The following is a 24,136-nucleotide window of genomic DNA, read 5'->3' as shown; positions in this document are numbered from 1 at the left end:
GTCAACTTGCCCCGCGCAGATCGCGCAGCACCGCGCGCGCGACCCGATCCCCCGACACGAGCGCGCCCTGGATCGACGCGGTGTCACGGTGGTCGCCGGCGACGTACCGGCCCGGCCCGATGCGGGCCGGGCTGGTCGTGCGCAGCGGGGGCGGCTGCGCCGGCAACGCGTGCGGGAGGTCGTCGCGGCGCAGCAGCGCCCAGGCCGCGGCATCCGCTCCCCAGATCTCGGCGAGCTGCCGGCGCACGTCGGCCTCGGTCGGCGCGGTCGCGCCATCCATCGCCCGAGGAAGCAGGCACGTGGCCTCGACGAGGTGACGGCCCGGCGGCGCGTACGACGGCGCGGTGCGCGACATGACCACCGTGTTGACCACAGGCCCGCGATGCCGGCCGTCGACGCTCAGCAGAGCGGATGTCGCGGGCGCGTCATCCGCGGCGAACCACCAGGTCTGCAATCCCTTCGTCTCCGGCGCGGGCACGTCGACGAGGTCGGCGACCGCCTCCGGGCCGACGGCGACCACGACGGCACGCGCGCCGAGCGCGTCGCTCTGCGCGACGTCCACCTCGACGCCGGTGCGGTCGGCTCGGCCGCGCAGTCGACGGACGCGGCGGCCGAGCCGGATCTCGGCGCCGGCCGCCCGTGCCGCCTCGGCGAGCTGGACCGGAAGGGCGGCGATGCCGCGCTCCGGCACGCCCGGCGATCCGAGCGCGAACATGCGCACGAGCAGCCGCGCGAAGCTGTCGGAGGTCGCGCCATCGCCATCGGCGAGCACGCCGGCGAGGAACGGCTCGAGCACCTCGGTGCGCAGTGGTCCGCGGAGCCCGACCCGGTCCCATCCCTCGCGCAGCGTGCGGTCGGGGCCCGCGATGACGGCTCGCGGCCGCGCCAGCACCGGCACCGCCCAGCGCGCGAGCGCCACCACGTCGCTCGGGCGCACCAGCCCGCTCGCGAGCATCGACGGGATGCGACCGGGATGCCGGCGCGGATCGACGAGCTCGACCACGCCGCCGTCGCGCCGCACGCGAACACCGACCGGGAACCGCCGCAGGCCGAGGGCGTCGACATCCACCCATCGGCGGACGGCCGGGTAGGCGGGATTCAGGACCTGGAACCCGCGGTCCAGCAGGAAGCCGTCGACCTCATCGGTGCGCTGACGGCCGCCGACCACGGGCTCGGCCTCGAGCACGACGACGTGGTGTCCGGCCTCGGCGAGGCGGACGGCGCAGCGGAGGCCGGCGAGTCCCGCGCCCACGACGATCACGTCGGCGTCGCCGTCGTGCGGCATGCGGGCCTCCTCGCCGTCGGTTGCTCGCGATCGTTCCGGGGCCGCGCCGGGCGCGGCGGTAGGTCCATGATGCCCGAGGGCACCGACGCCGGACCCCGCCGAGCAGCCGACGAGTGCGCGATTTCGCCCGCGCACGGGGGTCGTGCCCCGACCACGGTGTCGACCATACGATGGGCCGGTGCGCCGCTCGCAGACCCGCCTCCGCCTCCTCGGACCTCTCGCCCTCAGCGCCTGCCTCGCCCTCTCCGGCTGCGTCGCCGGGGCGCCGGCGACCGGCGCCGACAGCACGCCACCCGCCACCACCGACGGCGGCACCTCGGGCGACGCCGAGCTCCTCCGACTCATCCGCCCGTCCTTCCTGGCCCCGACCGATCGCGTGGCCGTGGCCGTGATCGACGACGATGGGGTGCGGACCGCGTTCATCGACGCCGACCACTCGACGACCTTCGAGATCGGCTCGATCACGAAGCCGTTCACGGGCGAGCTGCTCGCCCTGGCGATCGAACGCGGCGAGGTCCGGGCCGACGACCCCGTCGGGCGGTACCTCGACCTCGGCGACGCGCCCGTGGCATCCGTGACCCTGCGCGACCTGGCCGCGCACCGCGGCGGCATCCCGACGTTCCCGACCGACCCGGAGTGGGTCGAACGCGTGAGCGCAGCCATCGAGTCGGGCGAGGACGGCATCGACGAGACGGTCGACGAGATGCTCGCCGAAGCCCGCGGCGTCGAGGTCGCGCCGGGCCGGGGCTTCTCGTACAGCAACATGGGAGCCGCGCTCGTGGGGCAGGCGCTCGCGGCCGCCGCCGGAACCGACTACCGGTCGCTCGTCACCGAGCGGCTGCTCGAGCCGCTCGGCCTCGACGGCGCGAGCCTGCCGCTCACCGGCGAAGAGGTGCCGGCCTCGCACGCGGGCGGCTTCGCGGAGGACGGCGACGCGGTCGCGCCCTCGTCGCTCGCCGCGTACGCGCCGGCCGGCGGCATCGACGCGACGATCGACGACCTCGCGGTCTTCGCGCAGGCCGTGCTCGACGGACCGCTCACGGGCAGCGCGGCGCAATCCGACCTCATCGAGGTGGGCGACGGGTCGCGCATCGGCTACTTCTGGAACGTCCGCGACGACGGCGAGCATCGGATCGTCTCGCACAACGGCATGACCCTCGGGTTCGCGAGCGTGCTGCTCATCGACACGACCGACGGCACCGCCGCGATCGTGCTGTCGAACCGCCAGGCGTCGGTCGACGACGTGGGCGCGACGCTGCTCGCGCACCTCGGATGAGGGCGCGGGTCGAGGCACGCGAGCGGCCCCGAGCCATCCGATCGCCCGCTCGCTAGACTGGCGCGCATGGCAGATTCGACGTTCGACATCGTCAGCAAGGTCGACAAGATGGAGGCCGACAACGCGGTCAACCAGGCCCGCAAGGAGATCGAGCAGCGCTACGACTTCAAGGGCGTCGGCGCGTCGGTCGAGTGGTCGGGCGAGAAGATCCTGCTGAAGGCGTCGTCCGAGGAGCGGGTCAAGGCCGTGCTCGACGTCGTGCAGTCGAAGTTCATCAAGCGCGGCATCTCGCTGAAGTCGCTCGACGCGGGCGAGCCCTACGCGTCGGGCAAGGAGTTCCGCCTCGAGGTGGGCCTCAAGAACGGCATCGACCAGGAGCACGCCAAGAAGATCGGCAAGCTCATCCGCGACGAGGCGCCCAAGACGGTGAAGTCGCAGATCCAGGGCGATGAGCTGCGCGTGTCGTCGAAGAGCCGCGACGACCTGCAGGAGACCATCCGGCTGCTGAAGGCCGCCGACCTCGACGTCGACCTGCAGTTCGTCAACTTCCGCTAGGGCCGTCGCGCGCTGGAGCGACCGTGTGGCGCGAGAGCGCGTGCAGGCGGTGACTCCAGCGCCATCCGGTGCTCATCGCCTGCGACGCGACGCCGACGAGGGCCGCGCGGCGGGTTCACGTGCGTCTCCCACCAGCCTGCGCGGCACGCCGACGCGCGGCACGCCCAGGCGATCGAGCCGCCGCACGAGTGGCGTCTTCGCAATGGCGTCCGCCCAATCCCAGCGGTCGAACGCGACGACCTGCCGGCGGATGGCGTTCTCGCGATCCTTCTCCGCGATGACCGCCTCGACCCCATCGCCGCCTCCGGAACGATACTTGCCGCGGCCGTCGGCCTCGGCGGCGATCCCGAGTTCGCGCCATCCGAAGTCGAGGTGGGCCGTCGTGCCCAACTCGGGCAGGCGCAGTGGCACCTGCAACTGCGGAGCGGAGAATCCCGCCTCGAGCATGACCAATCGGCTCACCGACTCGAGCGGGGTCTGCGCCCCGTCGGCGACGAGCTCGAGCACCGCCTCCACGCGGCTGCTGCCGGGATACGGGAGCAGCCGTCGGTGTTCCTTGCACAGACGTTCGATCGTGGTGCGCGGCGGAGCCGGCCGGGTGCGCGAGCGGAACAGCGCGGCATCCGTCGCGACCACCGCCGCGCCGATGGTCGCATGTCGCGCGATCTGGATCAGGGTGAACGAGCCCGTCCACCTCCTCGACGTCGGGTCGGTAGCTGCCCGCGATGGCCACGATCCCCGGGCGCCGACTGCCCGTGGACGTCCGCGACATGACGTAGACATCGTCGGGCCAACGGCCGAACACCGGGAGCCCGAACACCACCGCCGCCGAGAAGCTCGTGAACACCGGCGCGGCGATGGTGAGCGACGCGGCGCGCACGGCCGTCGCGTACCGGTCGCGGTCGCGCTGCCAGAACGGGTGGGCGGACTCGGCCGGCGCGACCCGCGCGTAGACGGCGCGACGCACGCGCCGCACGCGGCCGTCGATCTCGGCGGCGCGCAGTGCGGGGCGCAGGCCCAGCGAACGGACGTCGTCGAAGCGGATGAGCCCGTGGTCGTCGGCGGGCAGTTCGTCGAGCATCCGGCCATGCTGCCGTCGGACGGCCGCGGCGGAGCCTCCCCCGTCGCCGGTACCCTCCGCCCCGCGGCCACACCCGCTTGGGGAGGACGGGTGGCCGCCCAGGCCCGCGCGTGCCTGAGCTTCCGGATGGCGCGTGAGCGCACGTCGACCGCGGTTCCCGCGCCACCCGTGCGCTCCCGCGCGCGCCGGTCAGTCGTGCCGCGGCGCGTAGCCCCCGAGCCAGCGGCTGATCGCGGCGTAGGCGGCCGCCCGCGCCGGCTCGCGCGAGAGGAAGACGTCGTGCAGCGCTCCGTCGAGGCGCGAGATCGCGACCTCGGGTCCGAGCTTGAGCGACTGGCGCGCGATGTCGTCGACGACGAGCACGATGTCGGAGGTCAGCATCGCGTCATCCCACCGCGGCAGCAGCGCCGAACGGGCCGAGAGCAGCGTGAGCACGGGCACCCCCACGTCGATGCCCGCCGCGACGGTGGCGTGCCCCGCGAGGATGGCGGTCAGCCACGCCGGATGCACCGGGAAGCCGCGGTCGGGTCGCCAGGCGTGGTCGTACTCCCACTCGCCGTCGAGTTCCTTCGCGACCGAGCGCGCGTAGAACCCGAGGTCGACGTTGGGCAGCGAGCGCATCGGGTTGACCCGTGCGCCGAACTCGATCACGGGCGAGATCGCCTGACGCCCGATCCCCCGGAGCTGGAACTCCAGCCACGGGCTGTTGAGGATGAGCGCGGCGGCCCGGCCTGGGTTGCGCGCCGCCCACAGGCTGAACACGAGCCCGCCGGTCGAGTGGCCGAGGAGGATCAGCGGCCGGGTGGGCCGGGCCACGTCCTCGGCCTCGGCCTCGGGCGCCTCGTGCTCCCGCACGATCGCCGCCAGCGCCGCCTCGATGTCTTCGTCGTAGGCCCGCAGGTCGGTGACGTACCCGGGCGTCTGCCACTCGCGCAGGCTGCGCCCGTACTTGCGCAGCTCGAGCGCGTAGAACCTCGCCCCCGCGTCGGCCCAGAACCGGGCGAGCTCGGGGTTGAAGAAGTAGTCGCTCCATCCGTGCACGTACAGCACGTCGCATCCGGACGCCGCGGGCGGCGGTGTCGGCGCGGACTCAGGTTCCCACGGCCAGCGCCACCGGCGCCGCGGCCGCGCCTCCTCGGCGGGTGGCCTGTACCGCACGAGCGTCGCGACGACCTCGCCCTCATCGTCGGGCTCGAGCGGCAGCGTCAGCTGCTCGAAGCCCTCGCCGAGCACGTCGGGTCGCCAGTCCACGTCGCCTCCTGCGCATCCGTCGGCGGCTGGCATCACGCCGAGGTTCTGGCGCTCAGCCGAATGTCTTGATGATGCCGACCACCGCAGGATAGAGCAGCACGATGAAGAGCACGGGCAGGATCGCGAACACCAGCGGGAACACCACCTTGATCGGCACCTTCATAGCCGACTCCTCGGCGCGCTGCCGGCGTTTGATGCGCATCTCCGCCGCTTGGACGCGAAGCACATCGGCGATCGCGATTCCGTAGCGGTCTGCCTGCTGGACTGCCCGGACGAACCGCTTCAAGTCGGTGCAGTCCGTCCTGACAAGCAACGCAGAATACGCGTCGCTTCTCGATCGTCCGATGCTCATGTCCTGCAATGTGCGGATGAGCTCTTCGGACAAGGGGCCTCGGCCGCCTTGCGCAGCCTTCGCCATTGCGGCCTCGAAGCCCAGGCCGGCCTCGACCGCGATCGTCATCTGGTCCAAGGTGTCGGGCAACGCCAGCAGGATGGCCTTCTGCCTGTCATCAGCACGACTGCTGAGCATGATCTCCGGCGCGAGGAGGATGAGCAGTCCGAAGGCGATTCCGGCGATACGAATCACCAGCGAGGATGAGGTGAATACGGCTCCCAGGATGATCAGGACAGCGACGATGGTGACGATGAGCCGGATCAGGAGGAATCCGCCCACGGTCCAGGTGCCCGCCCGACCCGCATAGATGATCTTGCGTTGCACCCAACCGGTGTAGCCGGTGGGCATGACCGCGGCGAGGGTCTCGGAGAAGCTCGCCCGTTCGACGCGCTTGCGTTCGAGCTCGTTCGCGGGAGCGACCGCCGCCACGACGTCGGCTTTCGCCGGGATCGTCGTGAACACGATGAAGACCAGGGCGCCGATGGAGATGGCGACAGCGCCGATGGAGATATATGCGATCCACGTTCCGGTCATCTAGAACTTCACCCTGACTGCGAACAGCATCCAGACCGTACCTATCGCCATGAGCACGACGGCCGTCGCCATCGCGATCCAGCCGAAGATGTTCTCGAAGAACGGCGCGAGGTACGCCGGCTGCAGGAGCAGGACGCCGAGGAACACGCCGATCGGCAGTGCGATCAGGATGATTGCGGAGAGGCGCCCCTCAGCGCTCAGCGCCTTGACCTGTCGCCGGATCTGGTTGCGCTCACGGATCGTGGCCGCGGTGCGCTGGAGGGTCTCCGACAGGTTGCCACCGGTCTCGCGATTGATATCGATCGCTTGGGCGGCCCAATTGAAGTCGTCGGAACGCATCCGGAAGGCGGTGCTCGCAAGCGCATCGCCCAAGTCGCGGCCGATCCTCGTCTCGTTGACGATGCGCGAGAACTCCTCGGTGGTGGGCGGGTCGGCGTACCGCGCCACGGAATCCAGTGCCTGGGTCAGCCCATGACCCGCTCGGAGGTTCCCCGATACGAGCTGGAGCGTGTCATCCAACTGGTCGGCGAACGCAGCCCGACGTCGGCTTGTGCGAATTGTGAGGTACAAGCTCACGAACAGCGGAGCCAGCGCCGCGAACACGACGGCCCACAGCACCGCCCACCACGATCCGAAGCCGATGAGCACCCCCAGCACCGCGAGGACTGCTGCGAGGGAGAAGGTCACGAGCACCATGCCCGACGGCGAGGTCTTCACACCGGCCAGTTCGAGTCGCTCCTCGTTGAACATCCCACGGTTCCGCTGGGCCATCGCCGTGTCGATGACCGCCACCGTCTTGTCGGTCGCGCGCGACAGCGCAGACACGTACTCCTCGCCCGGCGCAAGGCGTCGCTCGATCGCCACTCGCTTCGGCGGAGGGAAGAGGACGAGGAGGACGAGCGCGAGGAGCGCCAGCAGGACGAACGCGACACCGATTGCGAGAAGCTGAATCATCCGATCTCCCCGATGCCGTAGCCGCGTGGCTGGTACCGGAAGATGGTGGCCGGAACGGCGATCCCCAGTTCCTCGAAGCGATCCACGAATCGCGGACGCACACCGGTCGGGATGGCATGCCCACGGAACCGGCCATCGGAGTCGACACCTGCAGCGAAGTCGAACGAGTAGGCGTCCTGCAGCGTGATGATCTCGCCCTCCATGCCCTGCACCTCGGTGACGCTGACCACCCTGCGCGTGCCGTCGCGGAGGCGGGAGATCTGGACCACGACGTCGATCGCCGATGCGATCTGCTCGCGGATCGCTCGAAGCGGCAGATCCATCCCGGCCATGAGCACCAGCGTCTCGAGGCGCGCAAGGGCGTCACGAGGAGAATTGGCGTGAATCGTCGAGATCGAGCCCTCATGACCGGTGTTCATCGCCTGGAGCATGTCGAGGCTCTCACCACCACGCACCTCGCCGATGACGATGCGATCGGGACGCATGCGCAGCGAATTCCGAACCAGATCGCGGATCGTGATCTCGCCTCGGCCTTCGATGTTCGCTGGGCGCGACTCCAATCGAACGACGTGCTCCTGCTGAAGCTGGAGCTCGACGGCATCCTCGATGGTGATGATTCGCTCGTCGTTCGGGATGAAGGCCGACAACACGTTGAGCAACGTGGTCTTACCGGTGCCGGTACCGCCCGACACGAGAATGTTGAGCTTGGCGCGCACGGCTGCATCGAGGAGCGTCGCCATCTCACGCGTGAGCGTATCGAACCCGATGAGATCCTCGACCTTGTACGGAGTGCGAGAGAACTTTCGAATGGTCAGCGATGAGCCGTCCACCGCCAGCGGCGGGATGATCGCATTCACGCGCGAGCCGTCGGCGAGTCGGGCGTCGACGAGCGGCGAGGACTCGTCGATGCGACGACCAACACGCGAGACGATGCGCTCGATCACGCGACGGAGCTGCGGCTCGCCGGTGAACTTGCTCCGCGACTCGTACAGCCGACCGTTGCGCTCGACGAAGATCTGGTCGAACCGGTTGACCATGATCTCCGAGATGGCCGGATCGTCGAGCAACGGCTCGAGCGGGCCGAACCCGAGCACGTCGGCTCCGATCTCGGTGATGAGCCTGTTGCGCTCAGCGGTGGTGAGGGCGACCTGCTCCGCTTCCACGATGAAGCTCAGTTCTTCCCGCGCCAACGCGTGGAGTCGGTCCTCGGTGAGCGTCGGATCGTTCAGGCGGGTTCCGATGCGGCGGAAGAGCTCCTCCGCCGCGCGCTCCTTGAGATCGGTGAGCGGATCGGCGGCATGCGGCTCGGGCATTTCGCCCGCAAGCGCAGACCAGGTGCTGGTGTGCTCCTCCGACTCGGCGGCGGCCGGCGTCTCAACAGCGCCATCCTCCGACAGGCGGGCGTCGCTCTCGGGCGCCGCCGACTCGCCATCGGATGGGGCAGGGAGCAACGGGTCGGTCGCGTCGAGCGGCGGCACCTGCTCGGGGTACTCGACGCCGGCGCTTCGGTGTGCGCCTCGCGCACGTTCGAGTCGATCGCTCAGGCTCATTGGGCCGCCCTCGCTTTCCTGTGGATTCGCTTGCGGGTGGGTACTGCCTCGGGTTCGATGCGCTGGACCACCGCGCGGATTGCTCTCGCCGCCGGGTCGCGAACGTCGTGGTGAATGAGCGGCACACCGGCGTTCGAGGCGTGGATGACCCCGAGTGAGCGCGGCACTTCGACGTCGACCGGCGCCCCGAGGATGCGCTCGGCGTCCTTCGGAAGAATGCCAGTGCTCTTCTCGACGAAGTTGAGCACGACGTGTCGATTGCCCGGCACCATGCCCAACGCGACCAGCAGTTCGAACTCCTTGCGCAGTGCGCGCAAGCTGGGAACGGTCATGTTCGTCAGGAAGACACCGTCGGTGGCCTGCTCGAGCGAGACGAGAGTGTGCTCGCCCAAGCCCGGCGTGGTGTCGACGACGACATACCTGAACATGGTCGCGAGGCGACGGAGAAGCTGTGCGAGCGCGTCGGGCGGGATCTGATCCGCCAACTCGGGGGAGGGCGGCGCGGCGACAACGAAGAAGTCATCGTCGTGACGGGTGAGGAGCGCCTTCATGGCGACCTCGTCGTTTCCTACCCCGACGACGTCCGCCAGCGAGTATTGCGGCCGGAGATCGAGGGCGTTCGCAATATCTCCGAACTGGACGTCAGCGTCGACGAGGACCACCGAATTCGGGTGGATCTCTGCCAATCCCGCCGAGAGGTTCACCGCGGTGGTCGTCTTCCCTTGTCCGCCCTTGGGGGCGGCGACGACGATGATCTCCGACCTCACGCCCTCGGCGATCGGCGGCAGCACCCATTCCTGCTCGGCAGACTCGACCGCATCGGACGACTCAGCGGCTGGTGTCTCCTCGACGGCCGTTTCCGCGCTCTCGGCCTCGACGCGCTCAACGTCGGGGGCACCGCTCGGGTCTGGAGCGAACCCCGGAGTGAGGAGCTCGAACACTCTGGCGACATCGTCGCCCCGGGCCTCGGCCGCCAGATCGTCGTCGGAAACCGGAGGAAGCCTGCCCGACGTGGTCAGCCAGTCGTCGAGTCGCGCAAGAAGGCTTTCCGTCGTCGAGTCGGAAGCTTCCGGGCTCAGGACGGCGTGGATCTCCATGCCATCGACCCAGTCCTCCAGGTCCGATCGCTGCTCGCGCACCACGATCAGTCCGATCCCGGCGTACTTCTCCCCCAAGAGCGCCGTCAGCGCCTTCGTCTCCTCGTAGCTCAGCAGAGGACCCAGCAACGCGATCCTCGGCGCCCGCTCGACCTGGCCGACCACCGAATCCGGTCCGAAGGTGACGTACTCACCGGGGACGGTCTGCAGCCGCCCGCGCAGCAGCCGTCGGAGACGCGACTCGTACTCCGCGCTCCGACTGACCAGCAGGTACCGGGTCACTGGAAGATGTTCTCTCCGCTGCGATTCGTGGATCCGTTGGTGTCGACACCCTCGGGCTGCAGCGTCAGCCAGATTCCGCCGTTGTTGTCCTCCTGCTGCTCGGCGCCGTAGGCAAGCTTCTCCGCCTGCGAAGCGGTGACCGCGAGCGTGACGAGGAATGCACTCACCTCGCGGTTCTCGTCGGCGGAATCGCCGCTCGTGAGCGTTCGACCTGCCGTGACCCGGGTCACGAGCACGCCGTTGTAGATGAACTGGCTCTGCGCCGTCTGGTCGTTGGCGGCAATGCTTCTAGTGTTCGTGGAAAGCACGATGCCCACGGAGTCGCCCGGCCGTACTTCACCACCGACCACTCGTTCCACTGGGAGTGCGAGAGTGATCTCCTGATACCCATCCGGGATCACAACCTCACCGTCGGCCGCCAGGTCCTCCGGCGATGAGAAACGGGCCTGAAGGAGTTGCTCACCCGGCAGGAGTTCGGCGTTCGTGACTAGTCCTTTGAGATCGGCGAGGTCGGTGACGATGTCGGGCTGGATGGCAATCGCGGGAAGCTCGTCCACTTCGATGAAGTCTTGAACTGCCTCGCCTGCCGTTCCCTTGGGAACCGCCTCTTTCACGACGAAGACCTGCTGGAACTCCGCTCCTTCAGCGGCACGCTTATCGGCGCTCTGAACGTAGAGGAAGAGAGCGAACCCGCCGCCCACGGCGAGAAGGATCGCAACGATCGCACCGATGATCCTGATCACCTAGAGACGCCTTTCTGTAGGGAGTTCGGCGTACCGCCGGAGGTTGGTCGTTTCAGCTTCAGGGAAGGATCTGGCGAACGATGGCTGCGCCGTTCACGACGCCGTCGCCCAATTCGAACGCGTCGTCGATCGACACGAACTTCATGAAGTAGCCCTGAATCCCCCGGCAGCTACCGGTGCAACTCGGAGCACCCGGGTCGGTGTAGGCATTACCACCGCTGAGCTTGAAGCCGGTGATCTTGAATGCCGCGAATTGCTGGATGTGGAACTCCACGTTCGAACCACTGCCCCGGAAGTCGTCATAAATGGGGATGAACACGGTGTCGCCGTGCGCTCTGAGCTCGGCGAGGTAGGCGTCGCTGCATCCAGTGCCTGACGTGCTGTTACCCGGCTTACTCATCACCCATGGGTTCGTCACATCGATCTCGATCGAGCAGTCGATCGAGGGAAGCCAGCCGAATCCTCCCGGAGCGAATGCTCCGGGACAGTTCCTCCGAGTACCGGTGTTGTACTGGACGAGGATCTTGGTCGGGTTTGCGACGCCCTCCTGAGGAGGGTGATCGGCGAACTCGCAGTACCCGATCGCCAGCGCAAGCGTTGTTCCGCGCACCGGCTGACCCCACTCGGCGGCGCCGACCGCCTTTACAACTGTCGAATCGCCAATGCCGGGAATCATCGATGCAAGAGGGTGGCGAACGCCGATGTCTTCCGTATTCGTGGTGACGGTTACCGTGTTCGCTGCCGTGTCCACTGCGACGGACTCGACATCCTCGGTACCGTCACTCGAGTCGTTGGCGCCGGCAATGTCCGTTGGGTTCGCGGAAAGACAGGAGGTCGCCGCCTCATCCTTGGCGCATGCGATCGCGACCTTCAACGCGGCAGCGTCAGCGCCGTTCTGGAGCTCAGCCTTCTCAGCGTAAAGGGCTCCGACATCGACTGCTATACCTCCGAATCCGAGCAACGGAATCAGCAGCAAACCAAACGTGACCGCCGTAGCCCCGCGATCGGATCGCAGTCGTCGAATCAGCCGCCGCATGGCGTGGCCGCCTTTCCCTGGAGGGTGAGGGAGGGGCCGAACGCCCCGGTGAGCAGAGTGGTTGTGTAGGTGACCGTCACGGACATCACCGCACCCGAGGCGCAGGTTCCGGGGCTAAAGCCGAAATTGCCGCCCGACAAAGCGGGATTGAGCGAGGGAGCTGAATCGATACCTGCGTCGACAGCCGTACCTGCATCATTGGCGATCGCCATCACACGGGCAGCCGACCTGGCGGCGTTCGAAAGCGAGATTTGAACGTTGTACAGTCTGCTGAACTCCATGACCCCGAGCACCAGCAGCAGGAGGGCTGGGATGATCAGAGCGAACTCCACTGCGGAAGCGCCTCGGTCGCCACGCCTGAGACCCATCTCCACTCCCTCACGCCGAGAACGGCGATGCGGACCCCGGCGTCACCGGGGTCCGCTCCGCTTAACTTGCTACTGGCCGAGCTCGGTGGCGACGTCGCCGAACATGCCGTTCAGGGCCAGCGCGAGAGCGCCGAGGCCGACGACGATGCCAAGAGCGACGATCGCGATGATGAGGCCGTACTCGGCCGCGTTCCCGGCCTCCTCCTCGCGGAGCTGAGCGAGACGGGCCTGAGCCTTCGTGTAGAGCTTGAGCATGGGAGACACCCTTCGGGTATGGAACGAAAGTAGGGGTGCCGCCCACGGGCGCAAGCGGCCAGTGAACGTTATCGGCGGAACAGAATCCACGGCCACGCCCCACTTCGGGGTCCCCTCGCATTGGGGTCACGCTGGGGGACAGACGTGATCAGAACGTGATGAATGCGCTGCTATGGTTCGCACTTCCGGGGGACAGCAGTCCTCCAACAGGGGGACACGGCGTTTCCCGCGCCGGGAGCCTGGAACCGGCCCCCGTTCTGGGGGTCAGGCTCCGAGCACGAGAATGACTGCGACGGCACCCGCCAGCATCGACGGACCGAACGGGATCGACCCCTTCAGCGTCACGCGTCGCAGCGCGAGGGCGACGAGCCCGACGAGCCCGCCGACCACGAACCCGGCCATCAGCCCGACGAGCCACACGCTCCAGCCGAACCATCCGAGCACCAGTCCCAGCGGCGCCGCGAACTTCACGTCGCCCATGCCCATGCCCGCCGGCGCGATCAGCGCGAGCACGAAGTAGAACGCGAACATCGCCGCACCCCCGGCGAGCGCCCAGAGCAGGCGCATCCACTCCCCCGTGAGCGCTGAGGCGAGCACGAGCAGCACCGCGACCGCGGCGAGCGTCGGGAGGATCACCGCGTTCGGAAGCCGGTGCTCGGTGAGGTCGACGATCGAGAGGACCACCCCCGTCGCGACGACCGCGAGCAGCGCCGGCAGCACGGGGTCGAGGCCGAATCGCCACGTCACGGCGCCGAAGCCCGCCGCGGTCGCGGCGGCCGACCACGCGCGCAGGCGGCGCAGTGACATCCGCTCGTCAGCTGGAGTGCGGATGTTGCGGTCGGCCCAGTCGGCGAGGGGCCACCAGCCGAGCACGGCGCCGACGATCGCTGCGCCCAGGGTGAGGAGGACGGGGGCGAGGGGCATGGTGGGGAGCATATCGGCCGGGCACGCGACGACAGGCCCGTCGGGCTCGGTACCAGCGGAGCGCTGCGCGCGACGCGGACCCGGCGTAGGCTCCCCGCGAAGGCAGTGACAGGGGGATGACATGGATGACGTGCAGTCGACCTACGACGCCGTGGCGAACGAACTGCTCGAGGATGCCGATTTCGACGTGGATGCCACGCCTGACGGGCTGCTCGTCAAGGGCAGGCTGTTCGCGTTCCTCGACGGTGGCCAGCTCGTGGTCGACCTGCCGGCGGGGCGGTCGTCGGACCTGCAGCAGCGCGGCATCGTCGAACCGTTCCACTCGACGCGAGGCGGCGACAGCCGCACGTGGGTGCGTGTCGCCGATCGCGAGCTCTGGTCGGAACTCGCGCGCGAAGCGCACGAGTTCGTCGGCGAGCCGCCGGTCGGACGCGAGTCCTGACTCCGACGCCAGGACATCGCACCGAGGGGCGTCAACCCGACGTTCGGAACTACACCTCGCCGCGCGAGATCGAGACCATCTCGTCGCGGGGCACGACCTTGATGCGCGCGCGCTCCTCGGCGGCGCCGAGCGCCTGCTCGTGCTCGTCGAGGCGGTGCCATCCGTCGAGGTCGGTCCAGCGGATGCCGCGGGACTCGAGCAGCTCCACGACCGACTCCTCGGAGGGCGACTCGGGCCGCCACCAGTTGCCGAGGTCGTTGATGACGTGCTTGATCGTCTCCATCGCGTCGGACTTGGTGTGGCCGATGAGGCCGACGGGGCCGCGCTTGATCCAGCCGGTGCAGTAGACGCCGTACATCTGGCGCGACTTGCCCGACTCCTTGTCGCGGATCAGCACCTGGCCCTCGTGGTTCGGGATGACGCCGAGCCGCTTGTCGAACGGGATGCCGGGCAGCGGCGAGCCGTAGTAGCCGACGGCGCGGTAGAGCGCCTGCACCGGGATCTCGCGGATCTCGCCGGTGCCCACGACCCCGCCCTCGCCGTCGGGCGCGGTGCGCTCCCAGCGGAACGCGGCGACCTGGCCGTGCTCGTCGCCGACGACCTCGACGGGCTTGGCGAAGAAGTGCAGGTGCAGCCGGCGCGACGCCGACCCCACCTCACGCTGCCGCCACTGCTGCAGCACCTTGTCGATGACGAGCACCTGCTTGTTGCCGGCGACGGCGGCGCGTGCCGCGTCGTCGTAGTCGAAGTCCTCGTCGTGGACGATCATGTCGACGTCGCGCAGCTCGCCGAGCTCGCGCAGTTCGAGCGGCGTGAACTTCACCGAGGTCGGGCCGCGGCGGCCGAACACGTGCACGTCGGTGACGGGCGAGCGTTGCAGCCCCTCGTACACGTTCGCGGGGATCTCGGTGGGCAGCAGGTCCTCGGGGTGCTTCGCGAGGATCCGCGAGACGTCGAGCGCGACGTTGCCGTTGCCGATGACTGCGACCGACTGCGCCTCGAGCGGCCACTCGCGCGGGTAGTCGGGGTGGCCGTCGTACCAGCTGACGAAGTCGGCGGCGCCGTACGAACCCTCGAGGTCGATGCCGGGGATGTTCAGCGAGGCGTCGCGCACGGCGCCGGTCGCGAAGATGACGGCGTTGTAGTGGCGCTTCAGGTCGTCGAGCGTGAGGTCCTCGCCGAACCGCACGTTGCCGAAGATGCGGATGTCACCGCGATCGAGCACCTCGCGCAGCGCGGTGATGATGCCCTTGATGCGCGGATGGTCGGGCGCGACGCCGTAGCGGACGAGGCCGTATGGCGCAGGCAGGTGGTCGAACAGGTCGATCGAGACGTCGAAGTGGCGCTCGGACTTCAGCAGGATGTCGGCGGCGTAGATGCCGGCGGGGCCGGCCCCAATGATGGCCAGGCGCAACTTGTTCCTCGTCACCGGTGGTGTCCTCCTGTCGTCATCGCCTCAGCTCGACCGTTCGACGATCGTGTCGGCGAACCGCGTCAGCGCCTTCTTCACGCTGCCCTCGGGCACGGGCGCGAGCGCGGCCACGGCGTCGCGCGCCCAGCGGTGCGCCTCGGCGAGCGTGGACCGCGTCGCCTCGTGCTCGCGGAGCTCGGCCACGATCGCGTCGATGGTCGCGCGCGAGGGCACGATGCGCGAGGCGAGCGTGTTGGTGTCGAGCGGATCGCCGGCGTCGGCGGCCGGAGTCGGGAGCACGTCGCGGCGGATCCGCTCGAGCAGGTCGGCCGACGCGGCATCCGTCTTCGCGAGTTCCTCGAGACGCAGCAGCGGCAGCGTGACGACGCCCGCACGCAGGTCGGTGCCCGGGACCTTGCCGGTCTCCTCGGGCTGCGGCGACAGGTCGATGACGTCGTCGATGAGCTGGAACGCGACGCCGATCCGCTCGCCGAACGCGACGATGGGCGCCTCGAGCGCGGGGTCGGCGTTGGAGAACACGATGCCCGACTGCGCTGCCGCCGCGATGAGCGAGCCGGTCTTGTCGGCGAGTACCTGGATGTAGTGGTCGATCGGGTCCTCGTCGGCGTCGGGCCCGACGGTCTCGTTGAGCTGGCCGAGCACGAGCCGCTCGAAGGTGTCGGCCTGCATGCGGATGGCGCGCTCCCCCAGCTTGGCCATGAGCTGGCTCGCGCGCGCGAACAGCAGGTCGCCGGTGAGGATCGCGACCGAGTTGCCCCACACGGTCTGCGCGCTCGGCACGCCGCGGCGCCGCTCCGACTCGTCCATGACGTCGTCGTGGTAGAGCGAGCCGAGGTGCGTGATCTCGATGGCCATCGCGGCGGTGATCACGTCGTCGGTGATGCCGTCGCCGAGCTGCGAGGTGAGCAGGGTCAGCATGGGTCGCACCCGCTTGCCGCCGGCCTCGAGCAGGTAGCGGCCCGCGACATCCGCGATCTTGTCGGCGAAGTGGACCTCGTCGACCAGGCCCGACTCAACGCGCTCGAGCCCGTCGTCGATCGCCCGGGCCATCGCCCGGTCGGCCGAGGACGCGAACACGCGCTCGCTGAGGCCGAGGTTGGCGGCGAGCGTCGACCCACGGCGGACGACCGGATGGCTCGGATTCACAGCGCCAAGCCTACCGAGAGCGAGCCGAGCGGATGCTGCGAGCTTGTCGAATGCGCGCCCGCCGACGCTACTCGGCGTCGAGCGGCTTGCGCGCCCGGTGCAGCGCGACGATGCCGGCCGTGAGGTTGCGCCACGCGACCTCCGTCCACCCGGCCTCGCGGATCCAGGCGGCGAGCGTGCGCTGGTCGGGCCAAGCATTGATCGACTCGTTGAGGTACTCGTACGCGTCGTCGTTCGAGCTCGAGAGCCTGACCAGCGGCGGCATCACGACGCGCTGGTAGAAGTCGTAGCCGGCACGCACCACCCGGGTCGGCGGGTGCGAGAACTCGCACACCACGAGACGTCCGCCGGGCTTGGTGACGCGCAGGAACTCGCGCAGCGCCTGCTTGGGGTCCTTCACGTTCCGCAGGCCGAACGAGATCGTGACGGCGTCGAACTCCGCGTCGCCGAAGGGCAGCGCCATGGCGTCGGCCTCGACGAACACGAGGTTCGGCACGGTCGCCTGCCGGCGTCGCCCGACCTCGATCATGCCCGGCGAGAAGTCGGCCGCGACGATGCTGGCACCCGACTTCGCGAGGCTCGCGCTGGAGGTTCCCGTCCCGGCGGCGACGTCGAGCACGCGCTCGCCCGGCTTCGCGCCGACCGCTCGCGTGGTGGCGGCGCGCCACAGCGCGGCATTGCCGACCGAGAGCACCGTGTTGGTGCGGTCGTAGCGCGCGGCGACCCGGTCGAACATCGCCGAGACGTCACGGGGGTCCTTGCCGAGGTCAGCGCGCGTCATGCTGCCAGTCTAGGTTTCGGCGCCTGATCGCCGCCGGTGAACCCGGATGCCACCTGCCGGAACCCTGTGAGATTCCATGCAATGGGATGGATCCGCTCGGAGAGCGCGTTGGCTGCTGGTGACGGATGCGGCGCACCCTGCCGCCGCGCGAACGGAGGAAACGGCATGAAGGCCATCTGGAACGGCACGGTCATCGCAGAGTCCGACGACACGGTCGTCGTCGAGGGCAACCACTACTTCCCGCGCGACGCGATCCGGCCCGAGTTCTTCGCCGACAGCGACAACCGCAGCGTGTGCCACTGGAAGGGCACCGCGAGCTACTTCCACGTCGAGGTCGACGGGCAGCGCAACCCGAACGCCGCCTGGTACTACCCCCAGCCGTCGGCCGCGGCCGAGGAGATCCGCGACCGCGTCGCGTTCTGGCGCGGGGTCGACGTCGTCCCGGCGTGAGCCGTGCGCGGCGGCGCCCGTGCGCCCCGGCGTAGGCTGATGGGGTGACGCGAACGGAAGCCGCGGCGCCGCCGGCCGCCGACACGAAGCTGCGCGTCCGGACCGTTCCGGTCGATGAGACGGCGCCGCTCGTGCCGCGCCTGGACCCGCGGCATCCGCTGCTCTGGATGCGCCGCGGCGAGGGCATGATCGGCCTGGGCGAGGTGCTGCGCATCGAGACCGCCGGACCCGACCGCATCGAGCGGGCGGCCGACGGATGGCGTCGCCTCGCCGCCGCGGCCGACGTCGACGACCGCGTGGGGCTGCCGGGCAGCGGCCTCGTCGCGTTCGGCGCGATCACGTTCGCCGACGAGTCCGCCGCGACGAGCGTGCTCGTGGTGCCCGAGATCGTGCTCGGCCGTCGCGACGGTCGTGCCTGGGTCACGCGGATCGAACTCGTCGACGCGTCATCCGCCCGCCCCGCCGCGCCGGTCGAGCTGCCCGAGCCGGCGCCCAAGCGCGACGTGCCGCGCGTACGGTTCGAGCCCGGTGCGCTGCCACCCGAGTCGTACATGAGCGCCGTCGAGGAGGCCGTCGGTCGCATCGACGCCGGCCTGTTCGAGAAGGTCGTGCTCGCCCGCGAGATCGTCGGCACCCTCAGCGAGGATGCGGGCCTGCGCGCGGCCCTCGCCAAGCTCGCCGACGACTACCCCGACACGTGGGTGTTCGCGGTCGACGGCCTCATCGGCGCGAGCCCCGAGACGCTCGTGCGCGTCGACCACGGCACGGTCTCGGCGCGCGTGCTGGCCGGCACGGCCTCGCGCGGTCGCGACGCGGCATCCGATCGCCTGCAGGCCACGCGCCTCGCGAGCTCGCACAAGGACCTCGCCGAGCACGCGCTCGCCGTCGAGAGCGCCGTCGCCACGCTCGCGCCGCACACCGCGCGCCTCGACGCGAGCCCCGAGCCGTTCACGCTCCAGCTGCCCAACCTCTGGCACCTCGCGACCGACCTCAAGGGCACGCTCGGCGACGGCTCGAGCTCGCTCGACCTGGTCGCCGCCGTGCACCCCACGGCCGCCGTCGCGGGCACGCCGCGGGAAGTCGCGCTGTGCGCGATCGCCGAGCTCGAGGGCTTCGACCGCGGCCGTTACGCCGGGCCGGTCGGCTGGATCGACGCCGACGGCGACGGCGAGTGGGCGATCGCGCTGCGCTGCGCGCAGGTGACTCCGGATGGCACGGTGCGGGCATATGCCGGTTGCGGCATCGTGCACGATTCGGCTCCCGCGAGCGAGCTCGCCGAGACCGACATGAAGTTCCGGCCGATCGTCGAGGCGTTCGGGGCGCCGCCCCCCTCGCCGCCGATCCCGTAGGCCCCGCCGAACGTCGCCGGCGGGCGCTCAGCTCACCATCAGCCGCTGCTTCTGCTCCTCGACGTCGAAGTCGGCGACCGGCCAGTCGAGCCGCATCGCCTCGAGCGCCTCGATGAGCAGGTGCTGCACCGCGAGCCGCGCGTACCACTTGCGGTCGGCGGGCACCACGTACCAGGGCGCGTGCGGGGTCGTGGTGCGGTCGAAGACGACCTGGTACGCCTCGCGGTACCGGGGCGCGAGCATGCGCTCGTCGATGTCGCCGGGGCTGAACTTCCAGTGCTTGTCGCGCCGCTTGAGTCGCTTGAGCAGCCGTTGCTTCTGCTCGTCCATCGAGATGTGCAGCATGACCTTGATGATGGTCGTGCCGGATGCCGCGAGCTCGGCCTCGAACTCGTTGATCGCGTCGTAGCGCCGCTCGATCTCCTCGGGCGGCGCGAGCTCGCGCACCTTCGCGATGAGCACGTCCTCGTAGTGCGAGCGGTCGAACACCCCGACCATGCCCCCACCCGGCAGCTCCTTGCGGATGCGCCAGAGGAAGTCGTGCTCGAGCTCCTCCTCGGTGGGCTGCTTGAACGCCGCGTACTGCACGCCCTGCGGGTTGACCGCGCTCATCACGTGCTTGACGATGCCGCCCTTGCCGGCCGTGTCCATCGCCTGCAGCACGAGCAGGATGCGACGCGGGTCGTCGCCCATCTGGTTGCCCGCGAAGAGCATCTCCTGCTGCTCCGCGAAGATCGCGGCGCCCTCGGCGAGCGACGTCTCGGCCTCTTTCTTGCCGCCGGCGAACCCCGGCGTCCCGCGCGGTTCGACCTCCTCGAGCCGGAATCCCTGCCTGACCCGCAGCACTTCGGACGGATCGGTCGCCCAGTACGTTTCGAGACCCACGTCACTCCCCTCGTCGCGGCGTCGGCCGCCGCTGGACTTCATCTTGGGCGCCCGACGGATGCCGCGGCAAGGGGTGGCGCTCACCATCACGTCCACGTGCGCAATGCAGGTGCGGAGCGCGTGTCGCTGCCGCGGGCTCGGCGCGTCGCGCGACGCGCCGGGCGCGCACCTGCATTGCGCGGGCGGGTGCGGCGCCGCCCCGGGTGGCTCAGCGCGAGAGGGGGACCTCGAGCAGGGTGGGGCCGGTGACGGCGGTGCCGAGCGCCTCGTCGAGCTCGCCGCGCGTCGCGGCGCGGCGGTACTCCCATCCGTAGGCGGCGGCGAGGGCTGCGAGGTCCACGTGCTGGGGCGTGAACTGCACGCGGTCGAAGGCGTCGGATGGCGCGGACGCCGCGACCTCGAGCGCGTCGAAGATCGTGCCGCCGCCGTCGTTGCCGACGATCACGAGCACGCGCGGGCGCGCCTCGCCCTCGCCGATGAGGAGCGAGCCGACATCGTGCAGCAGCGTGAGGTCGCCGATGAGCGCGCGGGTCGTGCCACGCGCCGAGGGCGCTGATGCCACGCCGTCCGCGGACGAGGCGGCGGCCGCGGCGCCCGAATCGCTCGCCGTATCGGCCGCGGGTGCGGCGGCCGATGCACCGGGCGCCGGCGACTGGCTCGCGATCGCGATGCCGATCGCGGTCGCGACGGTACCGTCGATGCCGGCGAGCCCGCGGTTGGCGTGCGCCGGGATGCGGCGGCCGGACACCGCCCGGTCGGCATCGCGGATGAGGCGCGAGGCGCCGAACACGAGCCGGTCGTGCGGCCACGTCGCAGCCCAGACGGCTTCGACGAGCATGCGCCGGTCGACCGGCGTGCGGATGCGCGCCAGCTGGTCGCGCAGGTACTCGCGCTGCGCCGCGAAGTCGGACACGTGCCCGGTCTCGTCGACGCCGCTGCGCAGCGGCGCGCCATCCGTCGGGCCCTCGCCGGCAGCCTCGTCGAGCAGCATGCGGCTCGCGCGCACCCACCGCCCGGTCCAGGCGCGTTCCTCGGCGTCGGGCTCGTGCGGCTCGGCCGCGACCGCGCGCTCGAACCGGTCGACGGCATGCCCGGGGTTGAACCATTCGATGCCGGATGGCGCGACCGCGATGACCTCGACGCCCTCGCGCTGCACGAGTGCGGGCACCTCGCGCGAGAGCGTGGGATGCCCGAACACGATCGCGCGCTCGACGTGATCGCCGAACCCGGGCTCACGCAGGAGCTCGCGGTACGCGACCACGAGGTTCGGGCCGAAGCGCGCGCCGCTCGTCACCTCGGCGAGCAGGGGCCAGCCCGCGGTGCGGGCGAGTTCCTCGGCCGCGGGCCCGGCTCCGGCGCCCGCGATGACGATCGTGCGCGATCCGTGTGCCAGGTGCGCGACGGGGACGTCGGTCGCTGCGGCGGCGGCCTCGCGCGCCGCGGGGGCCCGGGCATCCGCTCGGGGCACATCGGCGGGGTCGAGCTCGGCAGCCGACGACAGCGGCTCGCGGAGCTGCAGGTTGAGGTGCACGGGTCCGGGTCCGGGGTGCGGGATGAGGCGGCCCTCGTCGTCGATGCCGAGCGCCGCGCGCACGGCCTCGCGTGCCAGGCGCGCCGCGGCATCCGCCTCGCCCACCCGCCCCTCGGGCGGCGGCACGTCGCGCTCGAGGCGCACGGCGCCCGCGAAGATGCCGGGCTGCATCGTCGTCTGGTTGGACCGGATGCCGCGCAGGTCGGCCGGCCGGTCGGCCGTCGCGAGGATCATCGGGACGCCCGCGTGGTGCGCCTCGAGCACGGCCGGGTGCAGGTTCGCGACCGCGGTGCCCGACGTGGTCACGACCACGGCCGGACGGCCGGACTCGACCGCGAGGCCCAGCGCGAGGAACCCCGCACCCCGCTCGTCGATGCGCACGTGCAACCGGACGGCGCCGACCCGCTCGAGCTCGGCCGCGGCGAGCGCGAGCGCCTGGGAGCGGGAACCGGGCGCGACGACGACGTCGGTCACGCCGGCGCGGACGAGCTCGGAGAGCAGCGCGAACGACGACGCGGTCGCGGGGCTCGCGACCGCGGGGGCCTCACGCATTCGGCCGGCCCGACGGGCCCGGCTCTCCCGGAGTGTCGGTGCCGCCCTCGTTGCGACGGCGGTCGCTGCCGAGCGCGTCGTCGGGGCGGGCCCGCGACGGGGGCGTGTCGTCGTCGAGCTCGGCGAGCTCCTGCTCGAGGCGTCGGATCCGCTCCTGGTGCTCGGCGTCGACGCGCAGGCGCCGCAGGAACTCGGGATCGTCGTCGGGCGCGGCGGAGTGCGGGAAGACGCGGCCGACGCGGACGGCACGACCGCGGCCCACGAGGAACCAGAGCAGCCCGCCGATGATCGGCACCACGAGGATGACGACGATCCACCAGCCGCGCGGCAGACCGCGGATGCGGGAGCGGTCGAAGAGTGCGCAATCGACCGCCGCGTAGATCGTGAAGACCACGGCGGCGACGCCGAGGATCACCCAGAGGCGGACCATGCACCGATCCTACGCGCGCTGCGTCACAGTCGGCTGGGAGCGACCACCCAGACTCCGGCGCCTACACTGATCGCGTGAAGTCCGTCCCCGTCTGGCTCCGCTACACGCTGCTGCGCGTGCTGCTGTTCGTCGCGCCGCTCGTCGTGCTGCTGGTCGCGGGCGTCACCCCGTGGATCTCGGTCCTCGTCGCCGCCCTCTTCGGGTTCAGCGCGTCGCTGCTGTTCCTGCGCCGTCAGCGCGAGCAGTTCGCGAGCGACCTGTACGCGGCCCGCCACCGCGAGACGCCCGTCGTCCGCGAGGACGACGAGGTCGAGGATGCCGCGGTCGACGCGTCGGAGCACCGGCCGGCCGAATAGACGGCGCGGCGCGGCATCCGATCGCCCGCCCTCATCTCTTGGCCAGCGGGAGCGTCGTTCGAGCAGGCTCATGTGAGCGTTGCCTCATATGAGGCCGTGTCGACACGACGCATCTGGAAGGCGACGCACCATGCCGACGCGACGCCGGAGGCCCGACCCGTCAGAGGGCGAAGGCGAGCCCCAGCCCCACGCCGAAGGCGAGCGCCGTGAGGCTCGCGAGCTGGAGCGCCGTGATGAGCTCGCGCGGCGTGCGCGACCACCCGACGATGATGCATGCCGGGATCGCGGCGAGCAGGGCGAAGAGGACCAGCCAGGCGGGCGGGTACAGGAACGCCCAGAACACCACGACCGCGAACGGCGCCAGCATGAAGACCGCGAAGAGGATGCGCGACCAGAGCGGTCCGACGCGCACCGAGAGCGTGCGCTTGCCCGCGGCGCGGTCCTGGTCGAGGTCGCGCAGGTTGTTCGCCATGAGCACCGCGCAGGCGATGAGCCCGACGCCCGCGCCGCCGGTCCACGCCTCGAGGTTCACGGTGAGCGCCTGCACGTAGGCGGAACCGGCGGTCGCGACGATGCCGAAGAAGACGAAGACGAACAGCTCGCCGAGGCCGGCGTAACCGTATGGCCGCTTCCCACCCGTGTAGAACCAGGCGGCGACGATCGCGGCCGCGCCGACGGCGAGCAACCACCACTGCTGCGTGATGACGACGAGCGCGAGGCCAGCGACCGCCGCGATGCCGAAGAAGGTCAGCGCGACCGCGAGCACGCGCCTGGGCGGCACGAGGCCCGACCCGGTCAGGCGCGCGGGCCCGACCCGGTGGGCGTCGGTGCCGCGGATGCCGTCGGAGTAGTCGTTCGCGTAGTTCACGCCGATCTGCAGCGCGAGCGCGACGGTCAGGGCCAGCGCGAAGCGCCACGGATGGAACGGCTCGTCGAGGTACGAGGCCGCGACGACGCCGGCGCCCGTGCCGAGCGCGACGGGGGCGATCGCGAGCGGCAGTGTGCGCAGGCGCGCGCCGCCCACCCAGTCGCGCCAGGTGATCGGGCCGCGGTGCGCGACGGGCGCGGCGGCGGCCCTGGCGGGATTGCCCGAACGGCCGTTCGTGCGCGAGCGCGACTTCGCGGCGGGCTTGGCGGGCGGGGTCATGCGCTGGGGTCTCGGGCGGGCCACGGGTCACATCGTATTGCGGACGGGCC

25 protein-coding genes are annotated in these 24,136 nt (G+C 70.5%); 6 read left to right on the top strand and 19 right to left on the bottom strand.

The genetic code is table 11. From position 1 onward, the window contains the following. Position 1: 1 nt before the first annotated feature. The gene (locus tag JOD46_RS03725; protein WP_204391764.1) at positions 2 to 1,285 is read right to left on the bottom strand and encodes an FAD-dependent oxidoreductase; all 1,284 of its coding nucleotides are present in this window, start codon (positions 1,283 to 1,285) and stop codon (positions 2 to 4) included. Between the two features lie 178 nt (positions 1,286 to 1,463). On the opposite strand from JOD46_RS03725, the gene JOD46_RS03720 reads away from it, so the two are divergent. Both JOD46_RS03720 and JOD46_RS03715 read left to right on the top strand, forming a co-directional pair. After that, the gene (locus JOD46_RS03720; protein WP_204391762.1) at positions 1,464 to 2,561 is read left to right on the top strand and encodes a serine hydrolase domain-containing protein; all 1,098 of its coding nucleotides are present in this window, start codon (positions 1,464 to 1,466) and stop codon (positions 2,559 to 2,561) included. A gap of 66 nt (positions 2,562 to 2,627) precedes the next feature. Beyond that, positions 2,628 to 3,116: a YajQ family cyclic di-GMP-binding protein gene (locus JOD46_RS03715; RefSeq protein WP_204391760.1), complete on the top strand. Its 489-nt coding sequence runs from the start codon at positions 2,628 to 2,630 to the stop codon at positions 3,114 to 3,116. Between the two features lie 72 nt (positions 3,117 to 3,188). Here the strand turns inward: JOD46_RS03715 and JOD46_RS03710 are convergent, their stop codons facing one another. The 11 genes from JOD46_RS03710 to JOD46_RS03660 form a co-directional block, all read right to left on the bottom strand. Then, the gene (locus JOD46_RS03710; RefSeq protein ID WP_204391759.1) at positions 3,189 to 3,752 is read right to left on the bottom strand and encodes a hypothetical protein; all 564 of its coding nucleotides are present in this window, start codon (positions 3,750 to 3,752) and stop codon (positions 3,189 to 3,191) included. A 634-nt stretch (positions 3,753 to 4,386) separates the two neighbouring features. After that, a complete protein-coding gene (locus tag JOD46_RS03705; RefSeq protein WP_307834895.1) occupies positions 4,387 to 5,448 on the bottom strand; it encodes an alpha/beta hydrolase in 1,062 nt (353 codons plus the stop codon). Positions 5,449 to 5,500: 52 nt separating this feature from the next. After that, the gene (locus JOD46_RS03700; RefSeq protein WP_204391757.1) at positions 5,501 to 6,376 is read right to left on the bottom strand and encodes a type II secretion system F family protein; all 876 of its coding nucleotides are present in this window, start codon (positions 6,374 to 6,376) and stop codon (positions 5,501 to 5,503) included. Further along, complete coding sequence (locus JOD46_RS03695) at positions 6,377 to 7,240, bottom strand: type II secretion system F family protein (RefSeq protein ID WP_204391756.1); 864 nt, start codon at positions 7,238 to 7,240, stop codon at positions 6,377 to 6,379. It abuts the gene before it with no gap. A gap of 86 nt (positions 7,241 to 7,326) precedes the next feature. Then, positions 7,327 to 8,880, bottom strand: coding sequence for a TadA family conjugal transfer-associated ATPase (locus JOD46_RS03690; RefSeq protein WP_204391751.1), 1,554 nt, complete (start codon positions 8,878 to 8,880; stop codon positions 7,327 to 7,329). Then, on the bottom strand, positions 8,877 to 10,259 hold the full coding sequence (locus JOD46_RS03685) for a CpaE/TadZ family protein (RefSeq protein WP_204391749.1): 1,383 nt from the start codon (positions 10,257 to 10,259) through the stop codon (positions 8,877 to 8,879). Before JOD46_RS03685 ends, JOD46_RS03690 begins: the two co-directional genes overlap by 4 nt. Then, positions 10,256 to 11,002, bottom strand: a complete 747-nt coding sequence (cpaB, locus tag JOD46_RS18870) for a Flp pilus assembly protein CpaB (protein WP_204391748.1) — start codon at positions 11,000 to 11,002, stop codon at positions 10,256 to 10,258. Before cpaB ends, JOD46_RS03685 begins: the two co-directional genes overlap by 4 nt. A gap of 58 nt (positions 11,003 to 11,060) precedes the next feature. Then, positions 11,061 to 12,038 carry a TadE/TadG family type IV pilus assembly protein gene (locus JOD46_RS03675; protein ID WP_204391746.1) on the bottom strand — a complete coding sequence of 326 codons (978 nt, stop codon included), beginning with the start codon at positions 12,036 to 12,038 and terminating at the stop codon, positions 11,061 to 11,063. Continuing rightward, positions 12,026 to 12,370: a TadE/TadG family type IV pilus assembly protein gene (locus JOD46_RS03670; protein WP_307834894.1), complete on the bottom strand. Its 345-nt coding sequence runs from the start codon at positions 12,368 to 12,370 to the stop codon at positions 12,026 to 12,028. Before JOD46_RS03670 ends, JOD46_RS03675 begins: the two co-directional genes overlap by 13 nt. Before the next feature lie 105 nt (positions 12,371 to 12,475). Beyond that, entirely contained in the window at positions 12,476 to 12,661 is a 186-nt protein-coding gene (locus JOD46_RS03665; protein WP_204391742.1) for a Flp family type IVb pilin, read from the bottom strand. Between the two features lie 264 nt (positions 12,662 to 12,925). Further along, complete coding sequence (locus JOD46_RS03660) at positions 12,926 to 13,585, bottom strand: prepilin peptidase (protein WP_204391740.1); 660 nt, start codon at positions 13,583 to 13,585, stop codon at positions 12,926 to 12,928. A 121-nt stretch (positions 13,586 to 13,706) separates the two neighbouring features. Between JOD46_RS03660 and JOD46_RS03655 the strand changes: the two genes are divergently transcribed. After that, on the top strand, positions 13,707 to 14,027 hold the full coding sequence (locus JOD46_RS03655) for a hypothetical protein (protein WP_204391738.1): 321 nt from the start codon (positions 13,707 to 13,709) through the stop codon (positions 14,025 to 14,027). A 49-nt stretch (positions 14,028 to 14,076) separates the two neighbouring features. Here JOD46_RS03655 and JOD46_RS03650 read toward each other — a convergent pair whose 3' ends face one another. From JOD46_RS03650 to JOD46_RS03640, 3 genes are all read right to left on the bottom strand, one after another. Then, complete coding sequence (locus tag JOD46_RS03650) at positions 14,077 to 15,456, bottom strand: FAD-dependent oxidoreductase (RefSeq protein WP_204391736.1); 1,380 nt, start codon at positions 15,454 to 15,456, stop codon at positions 14,077 to 14,079. 27 nt (positions 15,457 to 15,483) lie between these two features. Beyond that, positions 15,484 to 16,605 (bottom strand): polyprenyl synthetase family protein, encoded by a 1,122-nt coding sequence (locus JOD46_RS03645; RefSeq protein WP_307834893.1) that lies wholly within the window; start codon positions 16,603 to 16,605, stop codon positions 15,484 to 15,486. A gap of 67 nt (positions 16,606 to 16,672) precedes the next feature. Continuing rightward, entirely contained in the window at positions 16,673 to 17,386 is a 714-nt protein-coding gene (locus JOD46_RS03640; RefSeq protein WP_204391734.1) for a demethylmenaquinone methyltransferase, read from the bottom strand. A gap of 165 nt (positions 17,387 to 17,551) precedes the next feature. Here JOD46_RS03640 and JOD46_RS03635 point away from each other — a divergent pair, with 165 nt between their 5' ends. Continuing rightward, entirely contained in the window at positions 17,552 to 17,836 is a 285-nt protein-coding gene (locus tag JOD46_RS03635) for a DUF427 domain-containing protein (protein WP_204391732.1), read from the top strand. 44 nt (positions 17,837 to 17,880) lie between these two features. Then, positions 17,881 to 19,185 carry an isochorismate synthase gene (locus JOD46_RS03630; protein WP_307834892.1) on the top strand — a complete coding sequence of 435 codons (1,305 nt, stop codon included), beginning with the start codon at positions 17,881 to 17,883 and terminating at the stop codon, positions 19,183 to 19,185. A gap of 27 nt (positions 19,186 to 19,212) precedes the next feature. Here the strand turns inward: JOD46_RS03630 and JOD46_RS03625 are convergent, their stop codons facing one another. From JOD46_RS03625 to JOD46_RS03615, 3 genes are all read right to left on the bottom strand, one after another. After that, positions 19,213 to 20,112: a polyphosphate kinase 2 family protein gene (locus JOD46_RS03625; RefSeq protein WP_204396197.1), complete on the bottom strand. Its 900-nt coding sequence runs from the start codon at positions 20,110 to 20,112 to the stop codon at positions 19,213 to 19,215. A 166-nt stretch (positions 20,113 to 20,278) separates the two neighbouring features. Then, positions 20,279 to 22,153: a 2-succinyl-5-enolpyruvyl-6-hydroxy-3-cyclohexene-1-carboxylic-acid synthase gene (gene menD, locus JOD46_RS03620; RefSeq protein ID WP_204391730.1), complete on the bottom strand. Its 1,875-nt coding sequence runs from the start codon at positions 22,151 to 22,153 to the stop codon at positions 20,279 to 20,281. Next, positions 22,146 to 22,583, bottom strand: a complete 438-nt coding sequence (locus JOD46_RS03615; protein ID WP_204391728.1) for a PLDc N-terminal domain-containing protein — start codon at positions 22,581 to 22,583, stop codon at positions 22,146 to 22,148. The genes menD and JOD46_RS03615 overlap by 8 nt, the downstream gene beginning before the upstream one ends. A gap of 74 nt (positions 22,584 to 22,657) precedes the next feature. On the opposite strand from JOD46_RS03615, the gene JOD46_RS03610 reads away from it, so the two are divergent. Next, complete coding sequence (locus JOD46_RS03610; RefSeq protein WP_204391726.1) at positions 22,658 to 22,939, top strand: DUF4229 domain-containing protein; 282 nt, start codon at positions 22,658 to 22,660, stop codon at positions 22,937 to 22,939. 160 nt (positions 22,940 to 23,099) lie between these two features. Here JOD46_RS03610 and JOD46_RS03605 read toward each other — a convergent pair whose 3' ends face one another. Beyond that, entirely contained in the window at positions 23,100 to 24,086 is a 987-nt protein-coding gene (locus JOD46_RS03605) for a 1,4-dihydroxy-2-naphthoate polyprenyltransferase (RefSeq protein ID WP_204396195.1), read from the bottom strand. Positions 24,087 to 24,136 lie beyond the last annotated feature (50 nt).

This window comes from Agromyces aurantiacus (assembly GCF_016907355.1).
GTDB lineage: Bacteria > Actinomycetota > Actinomycetes > Actinomycetales > Microbacteriaceae > Agromyces > Agromyces aurantiacus.
The sequence above is the reverse complement of the archived record's forward strand: the minus strand, read 5'-3'. Positions and strand labels throughout refer to the sequence as shown.

Bases quoted from the DNA above. Each gene is read 5' to 3' on its own strand.
- JOD46_RS03725 (WP_204391764.1), bottom strand. From the start codon at position 1,285: ATGCCGCACGACGGCGACGCCGACGTGATCGTCGTGGGCGCGGGACTC.
- JOD46_RS03715 (WP_204391760.1), top strand. From the start codon at position 2,628: ATGGCAGATTCGACGTTCGACATCGTCAGCAAGGTCGACAAGATGGAG.
- JOD46_RS03700 (WP_204391757.1), bottom strand. From the start codon at position 6,376: ATGACCGGAACGTGGATCGCATATATCTCCATCGGCGCTGTCGCCATC.
- JOD46_RS03690 (WP_204391751.1), bottom strand. From the start codon at position 8,880: ATGAGCCTGAGCGATCGACTCGAACGTGCGCGAGGCGCACACCGAAGC.
- JOD46_RS03675 (WP_204391746.1), bottom strand. From the start codon at position 12,038: ATGCGGCGGCTGATTCGACGACTGCGATCCGATCGCGGGGCTACGGCG.
- JOD46_RS03665 (WP_204391742.1), bottom strand. From the start codon at position 12,661: ATGCTCAAGCTCTACACGAAGGCTCAGGCCCGTCTCGCTCAGCTCCGC.
- JOD46_RS03660 (WP_204391740.1), bottom strand. From the start codon at position 13,585: ATGCCCCTCGCCCCCGTCCTCCTCACCCTGGGCGCAGCGATCGTCGGC.
- JOD46_RS03655 (WP_204391738.1), top strand. From the start codon at position 13,707: ATGGATGACGTGCAGTCGACCTACGACGCCGTGGCGAACGAACTGCTC.
- JOD46_RS03640 (WP_204391734.1), bottom strand. From the start codon at position 17,386: ATGACGCGCGCTGACCTCGGCAAGGACCCCCGTGACGTCTCGGCGATG.
- JOD46_RS03635 (WP_204391732.1), top strand. From the start codon at position 17,552: ATGAAGGCCATCTGGAACGGCACGGTCATCGCAGAGTCCGACGACACG.
- JOD46_RS03625 (WP_204396197.1), bottom strand. From the start codon at position 20,112: ATGAAGTCCAGCGGCGGCCGACGCCGCGACGAGGGGAGTGACGTGGGT.
- menD (WP_204391730.1), bottom strand. From the start codon at position 22,153: ATGCGTGAGGCCCCCGCGGTCGCGAGCCCCGCGACCGCGTCGTCGTTC.
- JOD46_RS03615 (WP_204391728.1), bottom strand. From the start codon at position 22,583: ATGGTCCGCCTCTGGGTGATCCTCGGCGTCGCCGCCGTGGTCTTCACG.
- JOD46_RS03605 (WP_204396195.1), bottom strand. From the start codon at position 24,086: ATGACCCCGCCCGCCAAGCCCGCCGCGAAGTCGCGCTCGCGCACGAAC.